This is a genomic window from Aggregatilinea sp. (assembly GCF_036822615.1).
Classification (GTDB): Bacteria; Chloroflexota; Anaerolineae; order Aggregatilineales; family Aggregatilineaceae; genus Aggregatilinea.
On the sequence record NZ_DAISHJ010000112.1, the window covers coordinates 1 to 17,449 of the forward strand.

A 17,449-nucleotide genomic window follows, 5' to 3' on the forward strand; every position below is an offset into this window, starting at 1 on the left:
CGCCGCGCCGCCGGATCTGGCCGCGCCGCTGGTCGAGCGCTTCGCGGCGCTGCTGCGCGAGGAAGGCGTGCAGCGCGTGGAGATGGGCGTCTTCGGGGCGTACATGCACGTCGAGATTCAGAATGACGGCCCGGTGACGATTCTGCTCGATACGGATACGCTGTAATCACAAGCGGGTTTGAATTTGTACTGCGGGTAGGGCCAGCCCTACCCGTTTTTTGCGCCACGGCGCGGAATACTCCTCGCCGCAGCTGATCGCGCGCCTCGATCGTCCTTGCTGATCCCGTAACCGCTGGCGACTTGACTGCTCCGCCCTTGACATCCCCGTCCCGCTTCTATACAATCTCGTATTGAAAACGTTTTTCAGTTATAGTGAAAAACATTATCAACTCGCAGGTGAAAAACGATGAACGATCGGTTTGAGACGCTGGCCCAACAGCTCCGCGATGATGGGCATAAGCTCACGCAGCCCCGCGCCGCGATTCTGCACGCGCTGCTGCAAACGGCAACGCCCCTGTCGCCCGCCGAAATTCAGGAGCGGGGGCAGACATACTGCGCGGATCTGGGGCTGGTGACGGTCTATCGCACGCTGGAACTGCTGGAAGGCATGCAGATCGTGCGGGCGGTGCATGTGGCGGATAACTGCCACGGATACGCGCTGTCAACACCGGGACATACGCATCATCTGGTGTGCGAGCGCTGCCACGCGGTCGTCGAGATCGAAGGCTGCGGCCTGGGCGAGTTTCTGGATTCGCTCGCGGCGCGCACCGGGTACCAGATCACCGGGCATTGGCTGGAAATTTCCGGCCTGTGCGCGAACTGTCAGCGCAACAACTGACAGCGACGCGGTTCAATTTGGCACGGCCAGCCTTCGGGCTGTTTGATGCGGTGGGCCTGGCCTGCTCACCGGAACTATGCAGCGCTGCATCGGTAATGTGGTGACGAACACCCATGCAGAGGAGAAGTTTGACGGATGGCGCGTAAATGGATTTCTGTTCCGGCGCTGCTGGCCTTGATGGTGCTGGCAGTCTCGCCCCTGGTCGAAGGATCGCATGCCGACGCGCGGGCGGATCGCCCGCAGATCGTCGCCAGCTTCAGCATTCTGGCGGACGTAGCGCAGAACGTTGCCGGTGACGCCGCCGACGTCACCAGCCTGATCCCGTTCGGCGGCGATCCGCACTCGTATTCCCCGTCCGCGCGGGACGTCGCGGCGCTGAGTGACGCGGACGCGGTGCTGGCGGTGGGTATCAACTTTGAGGAAAGCCTGCTGCCCGTGATTCAGGAAGCGGCCAGCGATCAACTGGTGATCGTTTCGGCATGCGTCCCGGTCCGCGCGATTGAGGCGGGCATGGGCGCGCACGAGGACGATCATGCGGACGAGGCGACCGCCGAGGCGCATCTGGCCGATCAAGGCGCAGTGTCTGACGCGGTGGCGCAGGCCTGCGCGCAGCACACCTCTGAAGTCGCGGCGGCGTTTGGCGTGGACGACGCGGCGCTGTCTGAAGGCGCGATCGGCCCGCTCTACGCGCTGGAATGCCCCGGCGATGCCCATGACGAAGCCGAGGCCGGAGCCGACGACGAAGCGCACGAGCACGCCGCCGGAAGCTGCGACCCGCACGTCTGGACCGATCCTGCCAACGCGGCGCTGTGGGCGCTGAGCGTGCGCGATACGCTGTCGAGCCTGGACCCGGCCAACGCGGAAACGTACGCGGCCAACGCGGACGCGTATCTGTCCGAGCTGGCGGCGCTGGATGGCGACGTGCGCGACCAGATCGCCACGATCCCTAAGGATCGCCGCCTGATCGTGACCAATCACCTGACCTTGAGCTACTATGCGCATCGCTACGGGCTGGAGCTGGCCGGGGTGGTGATTCCCGGCGGCGGCACGGCGGCGGAACCGTCCGTGCAGGAAGTGCTCGATCTGGTGAGCACGGTGCAGGACTACGGCGTCCCGGCGATCTTCACCGAGACGACCGTCAATCCGAGCCTGGCGCAGCAGGTCGCGGACGAGACCGGCGCGCAGATCGTCCCGCTCTACACCGACTCGCTCAGCGAGCCGGACGGCGACGCCGGGACGTATCTTGACTACATCCGGTACGACACGCGGATGTTTGTCGAAGCACTGGGCCAGTAAATTCGCACGATGCGGACCGGGGCAGGAGGCTGTACGCTTCCGGTTCCGGTCCGGTTTTGAATGGTGGACGACTATGGTTGATTTTTCCCTTCGCGCGCCAGCCCTCGCCGGGACGCGCGCTGATGTCCAGGCTCAAAGCGAGCCGGGGCCGATCCTGACCGTGACCGATCTCGCCGCCGGATATAACGGCGCGCGCACGATCGATGGCATCTCGTTCGAGGTGTACGCCGGGGAGCGCGTGGGCATCGTCGGCGCGAACGGCGCGGGCAAATCGACGCTGTTCAAGGCGCTGGTCGGCCTGCTGCCGCACCACGGCGCGATCTCCATTAGTGGCGCACCGTGCCGCCAGAGTCACTCGATGGTCGGTTACGTGCCGCAGCACGAAGCGATCGACTGGAAGTTTCCCGCGACGGTCTGGGATGTGGTCATGATGGGCCGCGCGCGCCAGATCGGCTACGTGCTGCCGCCGCGCAAACGCGACCGCGAGGCCGTGCATCAGGCGTTGGAGCGGGTCGGTATGTGGGATCTGCGCAGGCGGCAGATCGGGGAGCTTTCGGGCGGGCAGCGGCGGCGTGTGTTCGTGGGCCGCGCGCTGGCGCAGCAGGCGAGCGTGCTGCTGCTGGACGAGCCGTTCAGCGGCGTGGACGCGCAGGCCGAATCCGAGATTTTCGAGGTGCTCGACGTGCTGCGCCGCGACGGGATCGCCGTGCTGCTGGCGACGCATAATCTGGCCCAGGCCGCGACGCATTACGACAAGCTGCTGATGCTCAATCGGGGACGCGTCGTCGCGTACGGTCCGCCCGCCGAGGTGTACACACCGGAAGCGCTTGCGGCGACGTTTGGCGACCGGATCGCGCTGTGGCAGGACGGCGCGCAGTTCGTGCTGGTGGCTGACAAGCCCTGCCACGATCACGACGAGCACGAGCACGAACCAAAACACTGATCGATCCGGTTGATCGCATCAACCGGATCGATAGGATTAATTTGATCGACCCGATCAACCTGATAAAACTGAACAATCCGATCAATCGGACAAATAGAAAGACGAGAGAAGCGTGACGATTTTCCTTGCCGGTGGCTTTTGGGCGACCCTGATCGATACCCTGGACGCGTGGTTCATCGCGCCGCTGCAATATCCGCTGCTGCTGCGCAGCATGGAGGCGGCGATCGTGGTCGGCATCGTGAGCGGGGTACTGGGCACGTATGTCGTCGTGCGCGGCATGACCTTCTTTGGCGATGCGCTGGCCCACGCGATTTTGCCCGGCGTGGCGTTTGCCTACCAGCGCGCCAACGGCTCGACGGACGGGCTGTTTTGGGGCGGGCTGGGCGCGGGCATCCTCAGCGCGTTGGGCATCGGCGTTTTGACGCGGCACGAAAAGGTCAAGGAAGACACGGCCATCGGGATCGTGTTCACGGCGTCGTTTGCGCTCGGCATTGCCATGATCTCGCGCATGAATAACTACGCGGGCGACCTGACGCACATCCTCTTCGGGCAGATCCTCGGCGTGTCCGACAGCGACCTGAAGCTGATCCTGGTCTTCGGGGCGGCGGTGCTGGCGGTGGTCGCGCTGTTCTACAAAGAGTTCATGATCATCTCGTTCGATCCCATCCTGGCGCGTACGCTGCGCCTGCCGGGTGAGGCGCTGCGCCTGCTGCTGCTGATCCTGATCGCGGTGACCATCGTCGTGTCGCTGCAAACGGTCGGCATCGCGCTGATGGTCGCCCTGCTGGTCACCCCGGCGGCGACGGCCAACCTGCTGACGCGCCGCCTGCTGCCCATGATGTTTGTTTCGGCGGGATTGGGCGCGGCGTCGAGCATCGTCGGTTTTTACCTCTCCTATCACCAGGACATCGCTACCGGCCCGGCCATCGTGCTGACCGCGACGACGATCTTCCTGGCCGTATTCCTCGCGCAGCAGTCGGCCAACGCGCTGCGCTTCGCGCGGGTGAGCCTGCGTCTGCGGCGCGGACAGGGCGCGCTGCCGTCTGCCGCCGTCGCGCCGGAGTCAGAGCCGTAATCCGCGCAACCCCCTGACGGCCCCATGCGTATAGAAAAGCAAGACTGGATCGGTATGCTTGGCGCAGGGGGTATGACGATGGATTTCGTACGGGCGATTAAGTTTCCACTGGATGATGAAAACTGGATCACCAAGGTCGTGGTCGGCACGCTGCTGAACCTGATTCCGATCTTCGGCCTGGGTTATACGGTCGGCGTGGCGCGGAACGTGGTTCACGGCAAGGCGCGCCCGCTGCCGGGCACGGAAGATCTCGGGCAGGTGATCACCGACGGCATCATGGCGACCATCGCGGGGTTCGTGTATGCGCTTCCGGCGCTGGCGGTGGGCTGCGTGATGGGGATTTTCAGCAGCATCGCCGGTGAGTCGGACGCGGGCGGGTTGATGGTGGCATGCCTCGGCATGTTCGCCACGCTGGCCTCGCTGATTTATGCTATACCGGCCACGGCGATGTACTGGATGGGCGTGATGCGCTATTCGGAAAGTGGCAATTTCTCCGACTTCGTACAGTTCGGGTCGCTGCTGCGCGACGTGCGCGCACATGCCGGTGTGCTGGTCATGCTGATGCTCTACGTGCTGGCGGTGGGGCTGGTCGCGGCGCTGATTTCGCCGCTGCTGATCGTCACCTGCGTCGGCCTGTTGGTGTTGAGCTTCTGGGTGCAGATCGCGCACGGCCACCTGATCGGGCAGGCCGCGTTGGAGATCGAACAGCGCCGGTAGGGGGCCGCTGTTGGTCGAGTAGAGTATAGGGGGAAGTACGACAGATGGATGCAAACAAACGACTGGGAGCCACCATCCTCATCTGGGTCATGGTGACGATCATGCTGACCACGATGATGACCTCATCGACCGGGGTGGTGAATCAAATGCGCGGCATCGAGTTGTTCGGTATCGTGCTGGCGCTGGCCGGTGCGGCGACGCTGAGCACGATGGCGGTCTGGCTGGGTGCGCGCGGCGGCCACGATGCCGAGGAGAGTCACCATCTGGCGAAAGCCAAGCGCAATCGCCCGGACCGCATTCAGCGGCTGATGAACGATCTCAGCGACGATGAGGTCTACCAGCTTGAGGAACTGCTGCTCCGCGACCGCGAGGACGCGTATCACAAGGAGCGCTAGGGGGCTGCTGCCCGGCTGTTCGGACTCTTGGAGGGGCGCGTTTCGCGCCCCTTTTGCGTTTGCGGCAGCAGGTGCGCGGTCGTGTCTTTAGACCGTGGAGGGCTTGCGCCAGTTACTATTTCCCGGCTAGTCGCTGATGCCTACCCGCGCCAGATAGGCGTCGATATCCGAGTTCGTCAGCGGGCCAATGTGATAGTCGCGGATGATGCCGTCGCGGTCGATGATGTACGTGATCGGGATTTGCAGCACGTTGAAGGTCTGGAACAGCGCCAGCTCCGACGTCAGCGCGACGGGCAGCGTCAGGTCGTAATCGTCGAGAAAGTCGCGGATGTCGTCCTCGTCCTGGCTCGATGTGGGATCGGTGACGGCGAGCACTTCAATCCCGTCCGCGCTGCGCTCGTCCTGAAGCTGTTGGAGTTCGGGCATTTCCTGTTTACAAGGCTCGCACCACGTCGCCCAGAAGTTGAGGAACACGATCTTGCCTGCGACGTACTCCGGCAGGTTGATCGTCTCGCCGTCCAGCATGGAGAGGCTGAAGTCCGGCACCGGCTGGTCGAGCAGGCTCGGCACGGCGGTTTCGGACGGCAGCGGCGTAGGCGGAATGAATGTGACCGGCGCGGGGGAGGGGTACACGGCGGCGCTGGTGCTCGTGCCGTTATCTTCGCCGCCGGAAAACGTGATGATCAGCAGCGCCGCGATCACGCCGCCCACGGGCAGCGCCAACAGCATCAGCCAGCCCAACCCGCGCCGGGGTTCCGGCGGCGGCATGAGCGGGCTGAGGTCAGGCATTTCCATGACGCATCACCGCGCGGGTATGCCATACCAGCCGGAAGAAGCCCACGACGTGCTGGCCGGGGCGGATATGGCTCACTTCGTCGGCATAAATGGTGCGGATCGGCACCCATCCCAGCTTGAAGCCGCGCTGGATGCAGATCACGATCATCTCGACTTCAAACTCAAAGCCGCTCTCGTGGCTTTCGAGCATGGCTTCCATCAGGCGGCGGCTGACCAGCCTGTAGCCCGACTGGTTGTCGGGAATGGGCTGGCCGATGGCCCACGAAAAGAGCCACCGCCCGATTGTGTTGGTCGTGCGCCGCAGCAGCGGCATCTGGCTGAAGCGCCGGGAACCGATGACCAGATCGTCGCCCTGGTGGGTGTAGCGGTCCAGAAACAGCGCGATCTCGTTCGGATCGTGCTGACCGTCCGCGTCGAGCATGACGATCGCGTCGTAGCCCTGGTCAACGGCCCAGCGGAACCCGGCCCGCAGCGCCGCGCCTTTGCCCTGGTTGGGACGCTGGCGCAGCACGGTGGCCCCGGCGCGCTCCGCTTCGGCGGCGGTGTCATCGCTCGATCCGTCGTCTACGACCAGCACGGGCAGCGCGGCTTTTGCCCCGGCGATCACCCCGGCGACGTGGCGTCCCTCGTTGTAGGCGGGGACCAGCGCCAAAATGCGCGGCGAGTCTGGCGTGCTTGCATGCAGTTCAGCTTCAGCCATACCTGCTCCTGAACTCTTTTACCCGCTACGTCAGCGGTTTGAGTGTATCCGATCCAAAGATGCGGTCCACGTCGAGCACGAACGCCACGCCCGTATCCGGCTGGGTGCGCAGGTCGCCCAGGACGCTGCACGCCGCATCCAGCAGCGAATCGACCAGCTCGTCCGGCACGACGGACAGGATCGTCTGGTTCGTTTCCTCGACCTGCCGCAGCACGTTCACCATCGAGACGAACAGTGGCAGTTCTTTCGTCCGGCTTTTTTCACGGACGTGATGCAGCCCATAACTTTCGATCAGCGTGACGCCCGCCGCACCCGCGGCTTCCCACGCTTCTGCAACTTCGAGCCCTTTTTCCATTTGTGGAGTGATCAGGATGACGAGTTTTGCCATGACGTCGCATTCCTTATCGTTAAGCCTGCTCTGAAGACAGTTTTTGCCGCGGCTGCTGCGTACGCTCCCGGAACACGAGGCGCACCAGCGGCGGCGTCAGGACCGTGGTCAGTAGAATGACGACAAAGACGGGTTGGAACAGTTCCTCATTCAAGAAACCGCTGGACAGCCCCACCGAGGCAATAATCAGGCCAACCTCGCCGCGCGAGATCATACAGACGCCCAACCGGAACGACTCGGCGGTCGTGAAGCCGCCAATCCGCGCGCCAACCCCGCTGCCAAGCACCTTCGATATGATTGATGATACCAGTAAAAGGCCCGTCAGTGGCAACAGATGCGTGCCCAACTCGGTCAGATCGACGATCAGACCCACGTTGACGAAGAAGATCGGGACCAGGAACGAGTAGGAGATGTTCTGCACGGCCTCCTCGATGACGTGTTTGGTCGATTCGGTCGTCTGGCTGAGGCCCATCCCCGCCATGAACGCGCCGGTGATGGCCGCGATGCCGCCCAGCGCGTCCGCCGCCCAGCCAAAGATCAGCGCGGCGATCAGCGCGAACGCCGCCGTGCCGGTCGCAAGGTTGCGGCTGCGATGGATGCGGTTGAGCAGTCGTGGTAGGAGCGTCCAGGCGATGCCCATGCCGATCACGATGAACAACATCATGCGCACGAAGATCCACAGCAGATCCAGCGCGCCCGCGCTTTCGCCCGTGCCCAGCGTGGCGACGGTGATCGACAGCAGCAAAATTGCCAGCACGTCATCGACCACGGCAGTTGCCAGCAGCCCGAGACCCTCTTTAGTGCGCAGCACGCCCAGTTCTAGCAGCGTTTGGGCGGAGATGCTCACCGACGTGGCGGCCACCGTCACGCCGACGAAGATCGCGGCCTCGGTTGAATAGTCGTAGAGCAGGATGATCGGCGCGCCGAGCAGAATCGGCAGGACAGCGCCCAGGACGCCGCCCCAGACCGCCACCTTACGCACCGACAGCAGCTCGCCCAGGTGCACTTCCAGCCCGACGGTGAACATCAGGAACAGCACGCCCAGCTCGGCCAGCTCGGTGATGGTGTGATGCAGCATCTCGGGGTCATGAAAGATCGACCAGTCCAGAAAATTGAGCACGGTCGGCCCCAGCACGACACCCGCGATCAGCTCCCCGAACACGCGGGGTTGGCTGAGCGCGCGCGCTGCCGCTCCGGCAAGCTGCGCGGCGGCGATGATGATGCCCAGCGCCAGAAACAATTCAATGACGTTACTTTCCACGGTCCCTCCTTTGTTGCCCGGCTGTCCCCGCCCAGCATATAACACACAGCGCCCGCCGTCGCTGCGGAAACAAGGTGTGATGAGCTACAGGCTGTACAGGTGGCGGGAAGACGAAGACGGCCTGGTGCGCGGTTGCGCTAGCTCGAACGCTGTAGCGTTTCGGGCGGTTCTATGCGGAACTCCTGCTTGTATCCAAAGTGGCGCTGGTTATCCAGCCACCGGATCCACGTAGGGCGCAGCACGTAAAACACACTGTCTTCGATGAGAGTTTCAAAACGATCGTTCACAAACGGGAACTTCGCTTTGTATACGGTCAGCGCGTGGGCGCGCTCGTCGTCGTCGGAAACCGCTTCCGCGCTCCCCGCGATCTGAATGCCCTTGATGCCGGTCCAGTCCCACGTCTGGACGTAAATGGCGGCTTCTGCCACGTCCCAATCCGCAATGTTGGCGCTGTGGCGGCTGTCCGGGCTGGATACCCAGTAGAGGTTAAAGCTCTCGTCGGCGGCAAAAAAGAGCGGCGCTGCCTGCGGGCGGCCATCCTGATCGCCAGTGGTCGCCAGTACCAGCGTGGACTGTGCGGCCATGAACTCGGCCAGGGCCGCGCGCAGATCGTCTGGCAGCGGAGGGATTTCACTCAGCATGTGGCTTGCCTTTTAACCCCAGCCATTCAAAATACAGGTCGTTATTGATGCCCAACCGCAGCAAGATACGCCCCACCGTGCCGTTGATCACGTCGTCCAGAGTATGCGGAAGGCTGTAAAAGGCCGGGACGGGTGGCATGATGATCGCGCCGATTTCAGCGGCCTGGACCATCAACCGCAGGTGGCCCAGGTGCAGCGGCGTCTCGCGGACGGCCAGCAGCAGCGGTCGCCCTTCCTTCAACTGAACGTCGGCGGCACGGCTCAGCAAATCGCTCGCGGCGCTGTAGGCGATGGCCGACAGGCTCTTGATGCTACACGGCACAACGACCATGCCCATCGCGTCGAACGATCCGCTGGCGATACTTGCGCCGATGTTATTCGGCTTGTGCGCGACGTCCGCCAGCGCTTCGACCTCACTCACCGACCACGCGGTTTCCTGCGTGATGGTGATCCGGGCGGCTTCAGTCAGGATCAGGTGTGTTTCGACCGCCTGATCCTGACGCAGAACTTCTAACAGACGGATGCCGTAGATTGCGCCGCTGGCCCCAGAAATGGCGACGATCAGGCGCTTGGGTGTCGTGGTCAACAACGGGAATTAAGCCCGAAAAGACGGCTAGTCAATGCCAACCATGACGTTAGAGGCCTTGATGACCGCGTAGGCTTCTTTGCCCACTTCGAGGCCCAGACTCTTCATCGATTCCATCGTGATGATCGAGACGATCTCGACCCCGCCGGCAACCTGGATCACGACCTCGGCGTTCACTGCGCCGGGGGTGATCTTCTTGACGGTGCCCTTAAGTGTATTGCGTGCGCTGAGTTTCATGGAGAATCTCCTTGCATGAAAATGCCACAGCGAAGCACCAGTGATTCAACTCAAGAGTATAGCAAATCGGACTCGCACCGTCCTGAGAGAAAGAACGAATTTACAATTTAGGGTTTAATGCCCCAGTGTACCGCCATCGTGCCAAACATGAAACGCTGGTAGCCCACGTATTGCAGCCCGGCCTCGCGCATCAGGGTCGCCAATTCTTCCGGCGTTTTGAATCCCAACGTGCTTTCGGGCAAGTACTTGTACGCGTCCGCCTCGCCGCTGATGATCCGGCCCAGGGTGGGGATGATGTACTTCAGGTGGATCTGGATGAACGGGCGCAGCAGGTTGCGCCGGGGCGGCGTCGTGTCCAGCGTGACGAGATGCCCGCCGGGCTTCAGCACGCGCATTTGCTCGGCCAGCGCGCCGGGGATGTCCGTCACGTTGCGGAACAAATAGCCGCTGGTTACGGCGTCGAACGCGCTGTCCGCATAGGGCAGGCGCAGCGTATCGGCGGCCTGCCACGCGAGCGCATCCGCGCCGGGGCGCTGCTGGCCGACGCGCATCATCGGCAGCGCGAAGTCCGCCGCGACGACGTGCAGATCGCGGACCTGACGCCGCGCCTCGAACGCGATGTCGCCCGTGCCGGTGGCGATGTCCAGCAGCCAGCCGCCCGGCGGCAGCGCGGCTTTGCCGACGACGAAGCGCCGCCATGCGCGGTCCTGGTTGAAGGTCATGAGGCGGTTCATCAGGTCATAGCGGGCGGCGATGCGTCCGAACATGTCCTGCACGTAGACGGCGTGATCGGTGGAGTGGGTCATGGGTCAGGGCCTTCGATTCCGCAAGAGGATTCAGGTGGGGCGGGTTGCACGGCTGGATAAATTCCGCAGCGACCTCACCCCCGGCCCCTCTCCAATCAAGTTGGAGAGGGGAGCAAGCAAAACGACAGGGTTTTGTAGGGGCGGGTTTCTAACCCGCCCGCGTTTGTGTTTTAAACGTGTGTTTCCGTCGATGTGTGGCGCGGCTGGGCCGGGCGATTGCCGCGCAGCATTCCGGCCACGGACAGATCTTCGTCCAGATCGGGCCAATGCACACCGCCCCTGCTCAATTCAAACATGGCGCGCTGCTCCGGCGTGGCATTTGCCAGCCGGGGATACCAGTTTAGCGGCGTGGCGATGATCCGTCCGTCTGCGAGTGTGACGCGCAGCATGTCGCTCGTTGTTTCTACCGCAACGGGCCGATCTTCCTCACGAGGACTTTGGTCGCTCATGGTTACACCTCGAAAAACTTGTGCCATGTTTCGAGCAGATAAGCCTGGTTGTCCTGAATGTGCCGCCCGATCTGGGAGAGTTCCCGGTCGTTAAAGCCGCGACTCCAGGCAATCTCAATTGGTTTCAGCCAGAACTTTGCTTCGCCATCAGATGACTGTACATGAACATGCTGAGGCTCACTACCGTCATTTGAGTAGAAGAAGAAGCGAAAGGGGCCGATCCGCATGACGGTTGGCATGACACTTTACCCGCCTCTATTATACCCCGGCGTCAGCTTTCGCCCGCGTAGCGCCAGCGGCCAAAGATGCGCTCCAGCACGTCGATCACCACGTACAGCACCAGCCCCAACAGCGACATCGCCAGGATGCCCGCGTACATCTGATCAAACCGCAGGCGCTGCCACGTCAGCGTGACGATGTAATAGCCCAGCCCCTCGCGCGTCGAGTACTGCTCCGCGATGAACAGCACCGCGATCGCCGTGCCGACCGACACGCGCAGCGCCGTCAGCACCGCCGGGACCGACGCGGGCACGTATACATAGCGGAACAGCGCGCGCCGTCCTGCGCCCAGCGACCGCACCGATTGCAGCAGTTCCGGGCGGATGCTGGCGGCTTCGTCGCGCACGACGACGAGGATCTGGAAGAACAGGATGATCGAGATCAGGAAGACTTTCGACGTTTCGCCAATGCCCAGGATCACCAGGATCACCGGCAGGAACACGATCTTGGGGATCGGGTAGACCAGCGCGATCAGCGGCGAGAAGATCCGGTTCAGCGCGCGGATCTGGCCCAGCCCCAGCCCGACCGGGGTGGCGATCACCACCGACACGGCAATGGCCGACAGCACGCGCCGCGCGCTGGCGAGGGTGTGCATCCACAGATCCTTGTGCATTTCCTCGAAGAAGACCGGGATCACGTGCCACGGGTAGGGCATGATGTCGCGGTTCAGATACGCGGCCAGCGCGATCCAGCACAGCGCGAAGATGCCGATCGCCAGCAGCAGGTTCAGCAGGCGGTGGCCGATCTGCCGGGTGGTTGGCCCTGCGAGCGCGGCGTACCAGGGCGCGCGCGGTTGGCTCAGACCCGCAGGCCGAGCAGGTGGCGTAGTTGGGTGCATGTCTCTAAAAAGGTCGCTGTGCTGCGATAGCCCGGCTCGCCTGCCGCGTCATTTTCGATGATGACCGGCTCGGTGTTGGGCGGCTCGCTCAGAACGAGAATGCGACGGCCCAGGATCGCCGCTTCTTCAATGGCGTGCGTGACGATGACGCTGGTCAGGTGCATTTCTTCCTGAAGCTGCAAGACCAGCGCCTGCAAATCTTCGCGGGTGGGCGCGTCCAGGCTGCTGAACGGCTCATCAGCAGCAGATCCGGCTGCAAGGCGAGCGTGCGCGCGATGGCGGTGCGCTGCCGCTGCCCGCCGGAAATCGCGCCGGGGAACTTGTCGCGCTGCTCGTAAATGTTCAGGCGGCGCAGCCAGCGTTCGACGGCGGTACGGGCTTCCTGACGGCTCGGCGGCGGGGCGGACTGCGGCGCGTGTTTGCCGTCCGGCCCGTAGAAGCGCCGCACGCGCAGGCCCAGCGCCACGTTGTCCCAGACGGTCGCCCAGGGCATCAGGCCGTAATCCTGCAGGATCAGGCCCGTTTCGGGGCGCGGGCGCGCGATCAGCGTCTCGCCCACGCGGATCGATCCGCTCGTGGCGCGGCGCAGCCCGGCGATCAGCGTCAGCAGCGTCGTTTTGCCGCAGCCGGACGGGCCAATGATCGACCACGCCTCGCCCGGCGCGACGTGCCAGTTGAAGCTGTCGAAGACCGGGACGCCGCGCGACCCATAACGAAATGTGAGATCAGTGATGGTGATCATGAGATTGCCAGCATGATTAGTGTAGGGGCAATTCATGAATTGCCCCTATGGGAGAAATCGTCGTTATTGAGCCGCTTCGGTTGCTTCGGCGGTCGCGGCCATCGATTCCATCCCGGCTTCCATCTGCATCGCCTGCACGAAGCTGGGATTCACACTGTCCTCGTAGGCGGCGGCGTTGTCCACGATGTCCGTAGCCACCAGCCACTTGACCGTATCTTCCCAGGCGTCTTCACCGGTGATGGTGTAGGTGGGGAAGGGCGGCAGCACGTACGTATCGCGCACGGATTCCGGCACGCTGGTGTTTTCGATCCACAGGTCGCGGTAGGCGTCTGGGTCGGCGTTGATGTCTTCCGCCGCGTGCATCCACGCGCGCAGGAAGCCCTGAACTGCCTCGGGATGATCGTCCACGATTTCCTTACGGAAGCTCAGCACGCTCTGGCTGAACTGCTGATCGACCAGCGTCGTGTCGTCCGCAACGAGGATCGCGCCGCCCTCGATGGCCGCCTGCGCCAGCGGATCGGGCAGGGTCACGGCCTGGAACTGGCCTTCCATCAGCAGTTGGTAGCGCACGGGGATGTTCGGCTCGGCGCGATATTCGAGATCGTCCGCGCTCAGCCCGGCTTGCTCCAGGATGCGCTGCGTGATGTAGTGGATCATCGAGTTTTCGGAGATGCCGATCTCGACGCCCACGAGGTCTTCGGGCGAGGTGATGCCGCTGTCCGGCGCGGCCAGGATGCGCAGCTGCGGTGAGTCTTCGTAGGCGCGGCGGGCCTGCGCCACGACGACGATGCGCGTTTCATCGGCGTTGAAGATGCCGGTGCTCACGAGGTCGTTGAGCATGCCGTCGATCTCGCCTGCCAGCAGCAGCTGGTCGCGTTCGAGCGCGCTGCTGACCGGGATCAGCTCGATGTTCACGCCTTCAGCCTCGAAGTAGCCTTCCTGCGCCGCGACGTAAAACGGCAGCACATCCAGAATGGGCAGCAGGCCCATCTTCAGCGTGACTTCGTCGTCCTGGGCGCGCGCCGCTGTGGGCAGCGGACTGAACGCGGCGGCCAGAAGCGCGATCATCAGCACGAGCGAAAACAGAGATTTACGCATAGTGTTTTCTCCTTGTTGGCCGGGGCTAGAGCAGCAGTGAGAGCAGCACCCCGACGAATAACGTGAGAGCGATGTACGAATTCATGTTGAAGAACGCGACATTGATGTTGCTCAAGTCGTCGGGTTTGACCAGTTTGTGTTCGTACCGGAGCAGCAGCGCCGTGACGATGACCGCGATGTAAAACGGCCACATGAGGCCCGCCGCGATGCCCGCCAACACCAGCAGGATCATGAACAGCACGTGATTGGCGACTGCCAGTTGCAGCGCGCCCGCGTTGCCATATTTCGCAGGCCAGGCGTACAGCCCTTCCGCGATATCGTATTCCGTGTCCTGGCAGGCGTACATCAGGTCGAAGCCCGCGATCCAGAACGTGACGGCGGCGGTCAGCAGCCACGCGGGCAGGTCATCCATGCTGAAGAAGGAGCCGCGCACGGCGATCCAGCCGCCCGCCACGGCCATCGCATCCGTCAGGCCGAGCACCCAGTGCGCCAGCACCGTGAAGCGTTTGGTGAAGCTGTAGCCCACCAGAAAGACGATCGCAATGGGCGAGAGCGCCAGCGCCAGCGGATCGAGCACGGCGGCGGCCACCAGCAGCACGACCAGCGCCACACCCGCGTAAATGGTGACGGTGCGCGCGTCGATCGCGCCGGTCACAGTGGGGCGATTCATGGTGCGCGGATTGCGCGCGTCGTAGGCGCGGTCCGCGAGACGGTTGACGGCAAACGCCAGCGTGCGCGCGGCGGCCATCGCCACCGTCACCCACACGAAGTCCCACAGCGTGGGCAGTCCTTCGGCGGCCAGCACCATGCCGATGTACGCGAACGGCAGCGCGAAGATCGTGTGCTCGAAGCGCACGAGGTCGAGGAAGACGCGCAGCTTATAGGCGGCGCTGCCGGGCTGCAAACCACGGGCCTGGGCGGAGTCTTTGGCGCGTTGTGTCGATGATCCCATGTGTTCTGTCCTGGGCGAGATTGGCCCGTTCCTGCCGGTAATGCACTGGTTTTCGTAGGGGCGGGCGGACCTCACCCCCGGCCCCTCTCCAATCAAGTTGGAGAGGGGAGAAAAGCCAAATTTCCGGAAGTTTTGTAGGGGCGGGATTGCTCCGCCCGGTTTTTCCATCGAATAGTTCTGTTCACCGTAGGGGCATGCCCCTACACGATTGTCCTGGGTGGGACCTTTTCCCTCCGCCTGCGTGGGGATGAGGGCCAGACTTACGTTATCTCCCGATCCCGTAACTATCCCACTTCTCGGTGACGCGCTGCACGATGTCGCCGTCCATCACGATATCTTCCGGCCAGCCGCGCGGGTGCCCGTCTTCCGGCCCCTTGGCGCGCGCGTCGATGCCGATCGTACCGCGCGGCGCGTCGTCCGGCGCGAAGTGATCGAGCGGCGTGCTGAACACGACATCGCGCCGCCAATCGGTGTTGCCCAGCGCGCGCCACGCGACGTCGCGCAGATCGCATACATCCGCGCTCGCGTCGAGCAGCACGACGAGGTAGCCCGGCGCGTGCTGCCACAGCGCGCGGATCGTCGCCTCTGCCGGGTGCGTGGCCTTATCGACCGCCGCGACCAGCACCGCGTCGCCGTAGGTGGTCCAGTTCGCGCTCGCAATGCCGGTGATGGCGTCCGAGGCCTGGATCGGAGCGGGAGCGCCCGGCTGGCGATCCGCCTTGCGCGTGGCGTCCACACCGATCTTGCCGCCGTACGAGTTGCGCACGGCGCTGTGATCGAGCTGGTCGACCGGGCCGTCCACGATCGTCACGTCGCGCGCCCAATCGACGTTGCGGAATACGGCGTCCGCGACGGCTTGCAGGTTGTGCACGTTGACGTCCTCGTCCACGATGACGAAGCCCTTCGACAGCATCATCAGGCCCAGGCCCCACAGCCCGTACATGATCTTCTGGGCGTGGCCGGGGAAGCGCGGCTTCATGCTGACGATAACGAGGTTGTGGAACACGCCCTCGGCGGGCATATTCACGTCGCGGATCTCGCCCATGAAAAGCTGCATCAGTGGCAGGAACAGGCGCTCGGTGGCCTTGCCCATCCAGTAATCTTCCATCGGCGGCTTGCCCACGATGGTCGTTGGGTAGATCGGGTTTTCGCGGTGCGTGATGGCGGTGATGTGCATCACCGGGAACAGGTCTTCGGGCGTGTAAAAGCCGGTGTGGTCCCCGAACGGCCCCTCGATGCGGTGCTCGTTGGGGTCCAGGTAGCCCTCGATCACGATCTCCGCGTTGGCGGGCACTTCCAGATCCTGCGTGACGCACTTGACGAACGGCACGGGCCGCCCGCGCAACCACGCCGCCAGCAGGTATTCGTCGATGTTAGGGGGCAGGGGAGCCGATCCGCACCACGTCTGCGCGGGATCGCCGCCGAGCGCCACCGCGACCGGGATACGCGGCTTTTGCGCTTCGCGCGCCTCGCGCTCGTGCTCCGCGCCGCCCTTATGACGCTGCCAGTGCATCGCCAGGGTTTGCCCATCGAACTTTTGGAGGCGGTACATGCCCACGTTGCGCGTTCCGCTAACCGGGTCGCGCGTGATGACCTGCGGCAGCGTGATGTACGGCCCGCCGTCGTCCGGCCAGCACGTCAGGATCGGCAGCATGTCGAGCGACGGGTTATCGGTGATGACGACTTCCTGGCACACGGCCTGTTTGACCAGCTTGGGACCGAAGCCCATGCTGCGCACCGCGCCGAGCAGATCCGTGCCCCGGCTGATCATGCCGCCCATGCCCGCCGGGAGCTTGAGATCGATCAGCTTGCCGAGCTTGTGGCGCACCTCTTCCAGATCGTTCAGGCCGAACGCCAGCGCCATGCGCCGCGCCGATCCGAACGCGTTGATCAGCACCGGGATGCTGCTGCCCTCGACGTTTTCGAACAGCAGAGCTTTGTTTTGCGCGTCCGGGCCTTTGCTCACCCGGTCGGTGATCTCAGTGATCTCCAACTGCGCGCTGACGGACGTAGTGATGCGGATCAGTTCGCCTTCAGCTTCCAGGCGCTCGATAAAATCACGGAGGTCGGCGTAGGCCATTGAGAGGAACTCCATCGTTCAGGGAATTTTGAAAGTTTTGAAACCTTGTAGATTTTATCACGAACTGCGCGCTTTGCCACAGGGCAGTTTCCGCAGCGCCCGATAGCATAACGTGCAGATCCGGCGGTGACAACCTGCGGAGGCAGTCGTGAGTTTTAGTCGATAGTTCTTAGTTCAGGCTCGGTCAAGGGCGGCGCTGCTGCCGGAGAGGGGCATTTGCTTCGTCTACCCAAAAGGTCGAGCATACTTGTGCGCGCCCGGTTCTCGACTAAGAACTATGACCTTGCCCCGTTTCAACGGACAGATAAGGTGTCGTAGAAACGACGTTCAAAA

At 63.5% G+C, this 17,449-nt stretch carries 23 protein-coding genes; 7 read left to right on the forward strand and 16 right to left on the reverse strand.

Annotated features, from left to right (window positions below; genetic code table 11):
* From V7116_RS25915 to V7116_RS21050, 7 genes are all read left to right on the forward strand, one after another.
* The coding region (locus V7116_RS25915; RefSeq protein WP_349258554.1) for a D-aminoacyl-tRNA deacylase at window positions 1-166 on the forward strand (166 nt) is incomplete at its 5' end.
* A gap of 240 nt (window positions 167-406) precedes the next feature.
* On the forward strand, window positions 407-838 hold the full coding sequence (locus V7116_RS21025) for a Fur family transcriptional regulator (protein ID WP_324393941.1): 432 nt from the start codon (window positions 407-409) through the stop codon (window positions 836-838).
* A 135-nt stretch (window positions 839-973) separates the two neighbouring features.
* On the forward strand, window positions 974-2,134 hold the full coding sequence (locus V7116_RS21030) for a metal ABC transporter solute-binding protein, Zn/Mn family (RefSeq protein WP_324393942.1): 1,161 nt from the start codon (window positions 974-976) through the stop codon (window positions 2,132-2,134).
* A 73-nt stretch (window positions 2,135-2,207) separates the two neighbouring features.
* On the forward strand, window positions 2,208-3,077 hold the full coding sequence (locus tag V7116_RS21035) for a metal ABC transporter ATP-binding protein (protein WP_324393943.1): 870 nt from the start codon (window positions 2,208-2,210) through the stop codon (window positions 3,075-3,077).
* Between the two features lie 112 nt (window positions 3,078-3,189).
* Window positions 3,190-4,152 (forward strand): metal ABC transporter permease, encoded by a 963-nt coding sequence (locus V7116_RS21040; protein ID WP_324393944.1) that lies wholly within the window; start codon window positions 3,190-3,192, stop codon window positions 4,150-4,152.
* Window positions 4,153-4,230: 78 nt separating this feature from the next.
* Complete coding sequence (locus V7116_RS21045; RefSeq protein WP_324393945.1) at window positions 4,231-4,869, forward strand: DUF4013 domain-containing protein; 639 nt, start codon at window positions 4,231-4,233, stop codon at window positions 4,867-4,869.
* Window positions 4,870-4,913: 44 nt separating this feature from the next.
* Window positions 4,914-5,264, forward strand: coding sequence for a hypothetical protein (locus tag V7116_RS21050; protein WP_324393946.1), 351 nt, complete (start codon window positions 4,914-4,916; stop codon window positions 5,262-5,264).
* Between the two features lie 126 nt (window positions 5,265-5,390).
* Here the strand turns inward: V7116_RS21050 and V7116_RS21055 are convergent, their stop codons facing one another.
* From V7116_RS21055 to V7116_RS21130, 16 genes are all read right to left on the reverse strand, one after another.
* Window positions 5,391-6,059: a TlpA family protein disulfide reductase gene (locus tag V7116_RS21055; protein WP_324393947.1), complete on the reverse strand. Its 669-nt coding sequence runs from the start codon at window positions 6,057-6,059 to the stop codon at window positions 5,391-5,393.
* Entirely contained in the window at window positions 6,046-6,759 is a 714-nt protein-coding gene (locus tag V7116_RS21060) for a glycosyltransferase family 2 protein (protein WP_324393948.1), read from the reverse strand. The genes V7116_RS21055 and V7116_RS21060 overlap by 14 nt, the downstream gene beginning before the upstream one ends.
* Window positions 6,760-6,784: 25 nt before the next feature.
* Window positions 6,785-7,147, reverse strand: coding sequence for a P-II family nitrogen regulator (locus V7116_RS21065; RefSeq protein ID WP_324393949.1), 363 nt, complete (start codon window positions 7,145-7,147; stop codon window positions 6,785-6,787).
* Between the two features lie 19 nt (window positions 7,148-7,166).
* The gene (locus V7116_RS21070; protein ID WP_324393950.1) at window positions 7,167-8,408 is read right to left on the reverse strand and encodes a cation:proton antiporter; all 1,242 of its coding nucleotides are present in this window, start codon (window positions 8,406-8,408) and stop codon (window positions 7,167-7,169) included.
* Window positions 8,409-8,545: 137 nt separating this feature from the next.
* Complete coding sequence (locus tag V7116_RS21075; RefSeq protein ID WP_324393951.1) at window positions 8,546-9,049, reverse strand: pyridoxamine 5'-phosphate oxidase family protein; 504 nt, start codon at window positions 9,047-9,049, stop codon at window positions 8,546-8,548.
* Window positions 9,039-9,635 (reverse strand): UbiX family flavin prenyltransferase, encoded by a 597-nt coding sequence (locus tag V7116_RS21080; protein WP_349258555.1) that lies wholly within the window; start codon window positions 9,633-9,635, stop codon window positions 9,039-9,041. The genes V7116_RS21075 and V7116_RS21080 overlap by 11 nt, the downstream gene beginning before the upstream one ends.
* A 27-nt stretch (window positions 9,636-9,662) precedes the next feature.
* Entirely contained in the window at window positions 9,663-9,872 is a 210-nt protein-coding gene (locus V7116_RS21085; RefSeq protein ID WP_324393953.1) for a TOBE domain-containing protein, read from the reverse strand.
* A 107-nt stretch (window positions 9,873-9,979) separates the two neighbouring features.
* On the reverse strand, window positions 9,980-10,678 hold the full coding sequence (locus V7116_RS21090) for a ubiquinone/menaquinone biosynthesis methyltransferase (RefSeq protein WP_324393954.1): 699 nt from the start codon (window positions 10,676-10,678) through the stop codon (window positions 9,980-9,982).
* Between the two features lie 170 nt (window positions 10,679-10,848).
* On the reverse strand, window positions 10,849-11,127 hold the full coding sequence (locus V7116_RS21095) for a DUF2442 domain-containing protein (protein ID WP_324393955.1): 279 nt from the start codon (window positions 11,125-11,127) through the stop codon (window positions 10,849-10,851).
* A gap of 2 nt (window positions 11,128-11,129) precedes the next feature.
* Window positions 11,130-11,366 (reverse strand): DUF4160 domain-containing protein, encoded by a 237-nt coding sequence (locus V7116_RS21100; protein ID WP_324393956.1) that lies wholly within the window; start codon window positions 11,364-11,366, stop codon window positions 11,130-11,132.
* A 32-nt stretch (window positions 11,367-11,398) separates the two neighbouring features.
* Window positions 11,399-12,244: an ABC transporter permease gene (locus tag V7116_RS21105; RefSeq protein WP_324393957.1), complete on the reverse strand. Its 846-nt coding sequence runs from the start codon at window positions 12,242-12,244 to the stop codon at window positions 11,399-11,401.
* Complete coding sequence (locus V7116_RS21110) at window positions 12,205-12,426, reverse strand: hypothetical protein (protein ID WP_324393958.1); 222 nt, start codon at window positions 12,424-12,426, stop codon at window positions 12,205-12,207. Before V7116_RS21110 ends, V7116_RS21105 begins: the two co-directional genes overlap by 40 nt.
* A complete protein-coding gene (locus tag V7116_RS21115) occupies window positions 12,399-12,986 on the reverse strand; it encodes an ABC transporter ATP-binding protein (protein ID WP_324393959.1) in 588 nt (195 codons plus the stop codon). Before V7116_RS21115 ends, V7116_RS21110 begins: the two co-directional genes overlap by 28 nt.
* Window positions 12,987-13,049: 63 nt before the next feature.
* A complete protein-coding gene (locus V7116_RS21120; RefSeq protein ID WP_324393960.1) occupies window positions 13,050-14,084 on the reverse strand; it encodes an ABC transporter substrate-binding protein in 1,035 nt (344 codons plus the stop codon).
* Window positions 14,085-14,109: 25 nt separating this feature from the next.
* A complete protein-coding gene (locus V7116_RS21125) occupies window positions 14,110-15,036 on the reverse strand; it encodes a UbiA-like polyprenyltransferase (protein WP_324393961.1) in 927 nt (308 codons plus the stop codon).
* Between the two features lie 265 nt (window positions 15,037-15,301).
* Window positions 15,302-17,116, reverse strand: coding sequence for a menaquinone biosynthesis decarboxylase (locus V7116_RS21130; RefSeq protein ID WP_324393962.1), 1,815 nt, complete (start codon window positions 17,114-17,116; stop codon window positions 15,302-15,304).
* Window positions 17,117-17,449 lie beyond the last annotated feature (333 nt).